Here is an 8,732-nt window from a genome sequence, read left to right as displayed (position 1 = left end):
AAGGAGAAATATCCTAACCAGCTCTTGATGGCGGACACCAGTACTTTTGAAGAAGGATTGGCAGCGGTCGAAGCAGGAATTGACTTTGTCGGAACAACCTTATCAGGCTACACATCCTACAGTCCAAAAGTGGATGGTCCAGATTTTGAACTCATCAAAAAACTCTGTGATGCCGGTGTAGATGTCATTGCAGAAGGAAAAATTCATACACCAGAACAAGCCAAACAAATCCTTGAATACGGAGTGCGAGGCATCGTTGTTGGTGGTGCTATTACTAGACCAAAAGAGATTACAGAACGCTTTGTAGCAGGATTGAAATAGCATGCTAGAGAAGAGGTGTAATGTGAAAATTGATGTTATAAATCATATAGAGTCACCAGGACTAGCTGGGATGATTTGTAGACGGATTAACAATAGAATTTTAGTATATGGGGGTAGTTATTTCCCAAATAACGATCCGTTAAAGAGTCCAAAAGTCCAATCTAATAAAATTAGAGTTTATGATGAGAAATTTAATCTTCTATATGAACAAGATGGAAAAATTTCTCCAGATAAAGGAATTACAATTGAAGTTGAAAATGAAATCTTTTATATTCTAGGTTCAAGTATTTATCGTATTACAATTGGTGAAAGTGTAGAAGAAATCTGTCTCGGGGATTTTGATTTCCAACTAGAGAGTGGTTATGGTTGTTATTTTGATGGCCACTTATTCTTTGGATTTCAGGAAAGTTATCTGTTCAATATTGAGACTCGAGAGCTTTTAAAAAAATCCGACTTCCCAGTTTCTGGTAGAGGTCAAGGTTTATCAGTCAAATATCAAAATGAATTGTATTATTTAGGTGGAGCGAACAATAAAGCTTATTTAGATGGATACAAGTATATTTTTAAAAAAGATAAGTGGGAAAAACTTGAGTTCGGATTACCAAGTTCAGTTCTAGGAGCATCAAGTATACAAATAAATGAAAACGTTTTATTGATGCTTGGTGGCTTTAATGAAATTGTTTATAATAAAGCAGTTATTGATTTAGCAGCCCCTGGCTATAGGGAAGAATACTTTTCTAAAGGAAGAGATTTCTTTAATTGGAATCGCAGCTTGCGAATACTAGATTTAGAGACAGGTAAGGTCAAGATTGTTGCAAACGATGAGCGTTTTGCTCTTTGTGGGGCAGGTTTTCTAAAAGCTGACAATGGATATTACGTTGTTAGTGGGGAATGTAGCCCAGGAAGACGCACTTCTGATATACTTTTGTTAGAGGAGGAAAAATAACGAAGAGTTTAAATTTTTAATTTCTGCAATGCTTACTTAATCACAATAAATAATTACTTAATACAAATAAAGGAGAAATCTAATGAAAGATTTAACTAAGTACAAAGGCGTTATCCCTGCATTTTATGCTTGCTATGAAGAAAATGGTGAAATTAGCCAAGAACGTGTAAAATCTCTGGTGCAATATTTCATTGACAAAGGTGTAAAAGGTATCTATGTAAATGGTTCTTCAGGTGAATGTATTTACCAAAGTGTAGAAGACCGTAAACAAATTATTGAAGCTGTTATGGAAGTTGCTAAAGGTAAATTAACAGTTATTAACCATGTTGCATGTAATAATACGAAAGATAGTATTGAATTGGCAAAACATTCAGAAAGTGTTGGAGTCGATGCTATTGCAGCTATCCCACCTATTTACTTCAAATTGCCAGAATATTCAATCGCAGAATATTGGAATGCAATGAGTGAAGCTGCGCCAAATACAGATTTTATCATTTATAATATTCCACAATTGGCAGGGGTTGCGTTGACTGGTAGTTTGTATGCAACAATGCGTCAAAATCCTCGTGTGATTGGAGTTAAAAATTCTTCTATGCCTGTACAAGATATTCAAATGTTTGTAGCTGCAGGTGGAGAAGATTACATTGTATTCAATGGTCCAGATGAACAATATCTTGGTGGTCGCTTGATGGGAGCAGAAGCTGGTATTGGTGGTACTTATGGCGTTATGCCAGATTTGTTCTTGAAATTGGAAAGTTTGATTCAAGAACGAGATTTAGATACTGCTAAAAAACTTCAATATGCTATCAATGAAGTTATCTATAAGATGATATCAGGTAAGGCAAATATGTATGCTGTAGCAAAAGAGGTTTTGCGTCTAAATGAAAAACTTGATTTAGGTTCCGTTCGTCAACCCTTAGAAGCATTGGCAGAAGGTGACTTGGAAGTTGCAAAACAAGCAGCCGAACTTATTCAACAAGCACGAAAAGAATTTTTATAGTACCTAAATAAAATCAATATGGAGATATGTTATGGGCACAACAGGATTTACAATAATTGACTTAATTATCTTGATTGTTTATTTACTTGCGGTGTTGGTTGCAGGTATCTATTTCTCTAAAAAAGAGATGAAAGGAAAAGAGTTCTTTAAAGGAGATGGTTCGGTTCCTTGGTATGTTACTTCGGTATCCATTTTTGCCACAATGCTCAGTCCGGTTTCCTTCTTGGGACTCGCTGGTAACTCTTATGCAGGTAGCTGGATTTTATGGTTTGCTCAATTAGGGATGGTTGTAGCTATTCCACTGACAATTCGTTTTATCTTACCTATTTTTGCACGGATAGACATCGATACGGCATATGATTACTTGGATAAACGCTTTAATTCTAAAGCACTTCGTATTATTTCAGCACTCTTGTTTATTATTTATCAATTGGGACGTATGTCTATCATTATGTACCTCCCATCAGCTGGTTTATCAGTATTGACAGGAATTGACATCAATATTTTGATTACTTTGATGGGTGCAATTGCAATTGTTTATTCTTATACTGGTGGTCTAAAATCCGTATTATGGACAGACTTTATTCAAGGTGTGGTTCTGATTAGTGGTGTCGTTGTAGCTTTATTTGTACTGATGGCTAATATTAAAGGTGGCTTTGGTGCAGTAGCAGAAACATTAGCAAACGGGAAATTCCTTGCTGCAAATGAAAAACTTTTCGATCCTAACTTGCTTTCAAACTCCATCTTCTTAATTGTGATGGGTTCAGGCTTTACAATCTTGTCTTCCTATGCTTCATCTCAAGATTTGGTTCAACGTTTTACTACAACACAAAATATTAAGAAACTTAATAAAATGTTGTTCACAAATGGTGTCTTGTCACTTGCAATTGCAACAGTCTTTTACTTAATCGGTACAGGCTTGTACGTATTCTATCAAGTACAAAATGCAGGTAGTGCAGCTAGCAATATCCCTCAAGACCAAATCTTTATGTACTTTATTGCATACCAGTTACCAGTAGGTGTCACAGGTTTGATCTTGGCAGCGATTTATGCAGCAGCTCAATCAACTGTTTCAACAGGTTTGAACTCTGTTGCAACTTCATGGACATTGGATATTCAAGATGTCATTTCTAAAAATATGTCAGAGGATCGTCGTACGAAAATTGCACAATTCGTATCTCTAGCAGTAGGTTTATTCTCAATTGTTGTTTCCATTATCATGGCTCATTCAGATATTAAATCTGCATACGAATGGTTCAATAGTTTCATGGGACTTGTACTTGGTCTACTTGGTGGTGTATTTATTCTTGGTTTTGTTTCTAAAAAAGCAAATAAACAAGGTGCTTATGCAGCGCTGATTGTATCAACTATCGTCATGGTATTTATTAAATACTTCCTTCCTCCAACAGCTGTTAGCTACTGGGCATATTCATTGATTTCAATCTCTGTATCAGTAGTTTCAGGTTATATTGTATCTGTTCTTACTGGAAATAAAGTATCTGCACCTAAATATACAACGATTCATGATATTCCAGAAATTAAAGCGGATTCAAGTTGGGAAGTTCGTCACTAATAGAAAAGAGAAAATAATATGATTATTTCTGAACAATCTGATTTTAGACGATATGCTTCTGTCAATAAACATTTTTCAAAAGTCTGTGATTTTTTAGAAAATACAAATTTGACAGATTTAGTTGATGGAAAATTGATATTGACGGGGAAATGTTTTTGCAAATTGTATGATTTATCTAGCTGATGGAGTTCCAGGAGATATTTTTGAAACTCATAAGAAATCTTTAGATATTCATATTGTTGTTGAAAATACTGAAAAAATGGCAGTAACTTCCCCAGTTCGTGCCCAGTCACGTGTACCTTTTAGCGAAGAAAAGGATATTGCTTTTTACGATAGCAAAGACTATCAAATTGTTGAATTGCTTCCAGGGAATATGTTGGTGACTTTTGAAGAAGATCTTCACCAACCAAAGATTCATTGCAATGATGAGCCTGTTAAAAAACTTGTTATCAAAGTTTTAAACGAGGAAAAATAAAATGAAAAAAATATTAAACAATATGTAACCTTAGGTACTGTAGTGGTATTATCAGCATTTGTTGCTAACTCAGTTGCAGCTTAGGAGACTGAAACTTCTGAAGTATCAACACCAGAGTTGGTGCAACTTGTTGCACCAACGACTCCGATTTCGGAAGTACACCTAAATCGGGTAACTCTTCGGAAGTTACTGTACAACCTCGAACAGTCGAAACTACTGTTAAGGATCCATCTTCTGCAACGGAAGAAACTCCTGTCTTAGAAAAAAATAATGTTACTTTAACAGGGGGAGGAGAAAATGTTACTAATGAGTTAAAGGATAAATTTACTAGCGGTGACTTTGCTGTAGTGATTAAGTACAATTAGTCTAGTGAGAAAGGCTTACAAGCTCTGTTTGGAATATCTAATTCTAAACCCGGTCAACAAAATAGTTATGTAGATGTGTTCCTTAGAGACAATGGTGAATTGGGGATGGAAGCGCGTGATACTTCTTCCAATAAAAATCACCTAGTATCCAGACCTGCTTCAGTTTGGGGTAAGTACAAACAAGAAGCTGTGACTAACACTGTTGCAGTAGTAGCAGATTTAGTCAAAAAACATATTCTTTATATGCAAATGGCACAAAAGTAGTAGAAAAGAAAGTGGATAACTTCTTAAACATAAAGGATATTAAAGGCATTGATTACTATATGCTTGGGGGAGTGAAACGTGCAGGAAAAACGGCGTTTGGTTTTAACGGAACACTAGAAAATATCAAATTCTTTAATAGTGCATTGGATGAAGAAACTGTTAAAAAGATGACAACAAACGTTGTTACTGGACATTTAATTTATACGGCTAATGATACAACAGGTTCTAACTATTTCCGTATTCCAGTTCTGTATACTTTTAGCAATGGTCGGGTATTTTCAAGCATTGACGCTCGTTACGGCGGAACTCATGATTTTTTGAATAAAATTAATATTGCTACAAGTTATAGTGATGATAATGGTAAGACATGGACTAAACCAAAATTAACATTGGCATTCGATGATTTTGCGCCAGTACCATTAGAATGGCCTCGTGATGTTGGTGGACGTGACTTACAAATCAGCGGTGGTGCAACCTATATTGACTCTGTTATTGTTGAAAAAAATAACAAACAAGTACTCATGTTTGCTGATGTGATGCCTGCTGGAGTAAGTTTTAGAGAAGCTACTAGAAAAGATTCAGGTTATAAATAAATTGATGGTAATTATTACCTTAAATTAAAGAAACAAGGTGATACTGATTAGAATTATACTATTCGTGAGAATGGTACTGTATACGACGATCGTACCAACAGACCAACTGAATTTTCAGTAGATAAAAATTTCGGTATTAAACAAAATGGTAATTATTTGACAGTAGAGAAATATTCGGTTTCATTTAAAAATAATAAAAAGACTGAATATCGTAATGGGACTCACGTCCATATGAATATCTTCTACAAAGATGCATTATTCAAAGTAGTGCCAACGAACTGTATTGCATATATTTCTAGCAATGATCATGGCGAATCTTGGTCTGCACCAACTTTATTACCTCCTATAATGGGACTTAATCGGAATGCGCCTTATTTGGGTCCTGGACGTGGAATCATTGAAAGCTCAACTGGACGTATTCTTATTCCGTCTTACACTGGTAAAGAGTCTGCGTTCATTTATAGTGACGATAATGGAGCATCTTGGAAAGTTAAAATTGTGCCACTTCCTCCTAGTTGGTCAGCAGAAGCACAATTTGTAGAATTGAGTCCAGGAGTAATTCAAGCATACATGCGTACAAATAATGGTAAAATTGCATATTTAACAAGTACAGACGCAGGTACTACTTGGAGTGCACCGGAATATTTGAAATTTGTTTCAAATCCAAGTTATGGAACACAATTATCAATCATCAATTATAGTTAATTGATTGATGGTGAAAAGGCTGTCATTTTAAGTACTCCAAACTCCACAAATGGTCGTAAACACGGGCAAATTTGGATTGGTCTAATTAATGATGATAATACAATTGATTGGCGTTATCATCACGACGTTGATTATAGTAACTATGGATACTCATATTCAACATTGACAGAGTTACCAAATCATGAAATTGGATTGATGTTTGAAAAATTTGATTCATGGTCTCGTAATGAACTTCATATGAAAAATGTTGTACCATATATAACATTTAAGATTGAAGATTTGAAAAAGAATTAAATCTGAAATTTAAAAATATATAGAAATAGGATAAAAATTATGGTAAATTACGGTATTGTTGGAGCTGGATATTTTGGAGCTGATTTGGCTCGCTCAATGAACAAAATTGAAGATGCAAAAGTGGTTGCGGTATTTGACCCAAATCATGGAGAAGAAGTTGCTCAAGAGTTGGGATCAGATGTTTGTGCAAGTTTAGATGAACTTGTAGCACGTGAAGATATTGATTGTGTGATCGTAGCTTCACCTAGCTATCTTCACCGTGAACCTGTTGTGAAAGCTGCTCAACATGGCAAACACGTATTTTGTGAAAAGCCAATTGCATTGTCTTATGAAGATTGTAAAGCCATGGTTGACGCATGTAAAGAAAATAATGTTATCTTTATGGCTGGTCACATCATGAACTTCTTTAATGGTGTACACCATGCTAAAGAATTGATTACTCAAGGTAAAATCGGTAAAGTTCTTTATTGCCATGCCGCTCGTACAGGTTGGGAAGAACAACAACCAACTGTATCATGGAAGAAACTTCGTTCTCAATCTGGAGGACATTTGTACCACCATATTCATGAATTAGATTGCATTCAGTTCATCATGGGAGGACTTCCTGAAAAAGCGACAATGGTAGGAGGCAATGTATATCATAAAGGTGAAAACTTTGGTGATGAAGATGATATGCTCATTGTCAACTTAGAATACTCTGATGATCGTTATGCTGTTTTGGAATATGGTAATGCTTTCCTTTGGGGTGAACACTACGTCTTGATTCAAGGAACTGAAGGAGCTATCAAACTTGACTTGTTCAATACTGGAGGTACTCTTCGTGTTAAAGGTGAAGGAGAATCACACTTCTTAGTTCATGAAACTCAAGAGGAAGATGATGATCGTACAGCTATCTATACCGGTCGTGGTATGGATGGAGCAATTGCGTACGGTAAACCAGGAGTACGTTGCCCATTATGGTTACAAACATGTATTGATAAAGAAATGGAATATCTACATGACATCATTAAAGGTGGAGAAATTACAGAAGAATATGAAAAACTTCTCAATGGTGTAGCTGCTTTAGAATCAATCGCTACCGCTGATGCATGTACTTTATCAGTTAAAGAAGATCGAAAAGTAAGTCTTTCAGAAATCACAAATGCTTAACTATTGTAAAACAGAATAGTAAATTCTTGTCACTATATAATTTCTAAAGTTCTGTGATACAACTTATTGAATAGACTTCCTGCGAAACAAAATATGGTATAATAGTTCTATGAATTATGAAGCAAGTAAACAACTAAATGATGCACAATTTAATCGTCTTGTTGGTGTTCAGCGCACGACTTTTGAAGAGATGTTAGCTGTATTAAAAATTAAACACGCAAAAGATGGATAAAAACCTAAATTAAGCCTAGAAGACCTTCTTATGGCCACTCTTCAATATGTGCGAGAATATCGAACTTATGAACAAATTGCGGCTGATTTTGCTATCCACGAAAGCAACTTAATCCGTCGGAGCCAATGGGTTGAAGTAACTCTTGTTCAAAGTGGTTTTACGCTTTCAAGAACTCACCTTAGTGCTGAGGACACGGTAATGATTGATGCGACGGAAGTAAAAATCCATCGCCCTAAAAAACAATTAGCGAATGATTCTGGTAAAAAGAAATGCCACGCTATGAAGGCTCAAGCGATTGTCACAAGTCAAGGGAGAATTGTTTCTTTGGATATCGCTGTGAACTATTGTCATGATATGAAGTTGTTCAAAACGAGTCGCAGAAATATCGGACAAGCTGGTAAAATCTTGGCTGACAGTGGTTATCAAGGAATCATGAAGCTATATCCTCAAGCACAAACTCCACGTAAATCCAGCAAACTCAAGCCGCTAACAGCTGAAGATAAAGCCTGTAACCATGCGCTATCTAAGGAGAGAATCAAGGTTGAGAATATGTTTGCCAAAGTAAAAACGTTTAAAATGTTTTCAACAACCTATCGAAATCATTGTAAACGCTTCGGATTACGAATGAATTTGATTGCTGGCATTATCAATCATGAACTAGGATTCTAGTTTTGCAGGAAGTCTATTTACTCTGTTTTTGATTTAGAAGATCGTATCCTAGCTCAAGATGGGTATGAAGCAAAATGGTATAACTGGTGTGATGGTTTTAATCAAGCAGCAACTCTTTTGTTGAACAGGTAGTGCACTGTGTCTTG

8 protein-coding genes and 4 pseudogenes are annotated in these 8,732 nt (G+C 35.7%); all 12 read left to right on the top strand.

The annotated features are described in order from the left end of the window. A pseudogene (locus HT703_RS10195) lies at positions 1-321 on the top strand (N-acetylmannosamine-6-phosphate 2-epimerase); the annotation flags it as partial. A gap of 22 nt (positions 322-343) precedes the next feature. Further along, positions 344-1,267 carry a cyclically-permuted mutarotase family protein gene (locus HT703_RS10190; protein WP_023935712.1) on the top strand — a complete coding sequence of 308 codons (924 nt, stop codon included), beginning with the start codon at positions 344-346 and terminating at the stop codon, positions 1,265-1,267. Between the two features lie 82 nt (positions 1,268-1,349). Then, positions 1,350-2,267 (top strand): N-acetylneuraminate lyase, encoded by a 918-nt coding sequence (locus tag HT703_RS10185; protein WP_023935714.1) that lies wholly within the window; start codon positions 1,350-1,352, stop codon positions 2,265-2,267. 31 nt (positions 2,268-2,298) lie between these two features. Beyond that, positions 2,299-3,840 (top strand): sodium:solute symporter, encoded by a 1,542-nt coding sequence (locus HT703_RS10180; protein WP_023935716.1) that lies wholly within the window; start codon positions 2,299-2,301, stop codon positions 3,838-3,840. A gap of 18 nt (positions 3,841-3,858) precedes the next feature. Continuing rightward, positions 3,859-4,315, top strand: a pseudogene (locus HT703_RS10175) (YhcH/YjgK/YiaL family protein). A gap of 389 nt (positions 4,316-4,704) precedes the next feature. Continuing rightward, the gene (locus tag HT703_RS11885; protein WP_240150164.1) at positions 4,705-4,944 is read left to right on the top strand and encodes a sialidase domain-containing protein; all 240 of its coding nucleotides are present in this window, start codon (positions 4,705-4,707) and stop codon (positions 4,942-4,944) included. A gap of 11 nt (positions 4,945-4,955) precedes the next feature. Then, complete coding sequence (locus tag HT703_RS11880) at positions 4,956-5,537, top strand: sialidase domain-containing protein (RefSeq protein ID WP_345890292.1); 582 nt, start codon at positions 4,956-4,958, stop codon at positions 5,535-5,537. Positions 5,538-5,693: 156 nt separating this feature from the next. Continuing rightward, on the top strand, positions 5,694-6,242 hold the full coding sequence (locus HT703_RS11875) for an exo-alpha-sialidase (protein WP_023935718.1): 549 nt from the start codon (positions 5,694-5,696) through the stop codon (positions 6,240-6,242). After that, positions 6,243-6,536 carry a hypothetical protein gene (locus HT703_RS11870; RefSeq protein ID WP_023935720.1) on the top strand — a complete coding sequence of 98 codons (294 nt, stop codon included), beginning with the start codon at positions 6,243-6,245 and terminating at the stop codon, positions 6,534-6,536. A gap of 39 nt (positions 6,537-6,575) precedes the next feature. Next, positions 6,576-7,685 (top strand): Gfo/Idh/MocA family oxidoreductase, encoded by a 1,110-nt coding sequence (locus tag HT703_RS10165; RefSeq protein WP_023935722.1) that lies wholly within the window; start codon positions 6,576-6,578, stop codon positions 7,683-7,685. Between the two features lie 109 nt (positions 7,686-7,794). After that, positions 7,795-8,586, top strand: a pseudogene (locus HT703_RS10160) (IS5 family transposase). A 9-nt stretch (positions 8,587-8,595) separates the two neighbouring features. After that, positions 8,596-8,718, top strand: a pseudogene (locus tag HT703_RS10155) (chromosome partitioning protein ParB); the annotation flags it as partial. Between the last annotated feature and the right edge of the window lie 14 nt (positions 8,719-8,732).

The organism is Streptococcus sp. 3874 (assembly GCF_013276425.1).
Taxonomy (GTDB): Bacteria; Bacillota; Bacilli; order Lactobacillales; family Streptococcaceae; genus Streptococcus; species Streptococcus pseudopneumoniae.
This window is presented reverse-complemented; position numbering and strand designations above follow the sequence as displayed.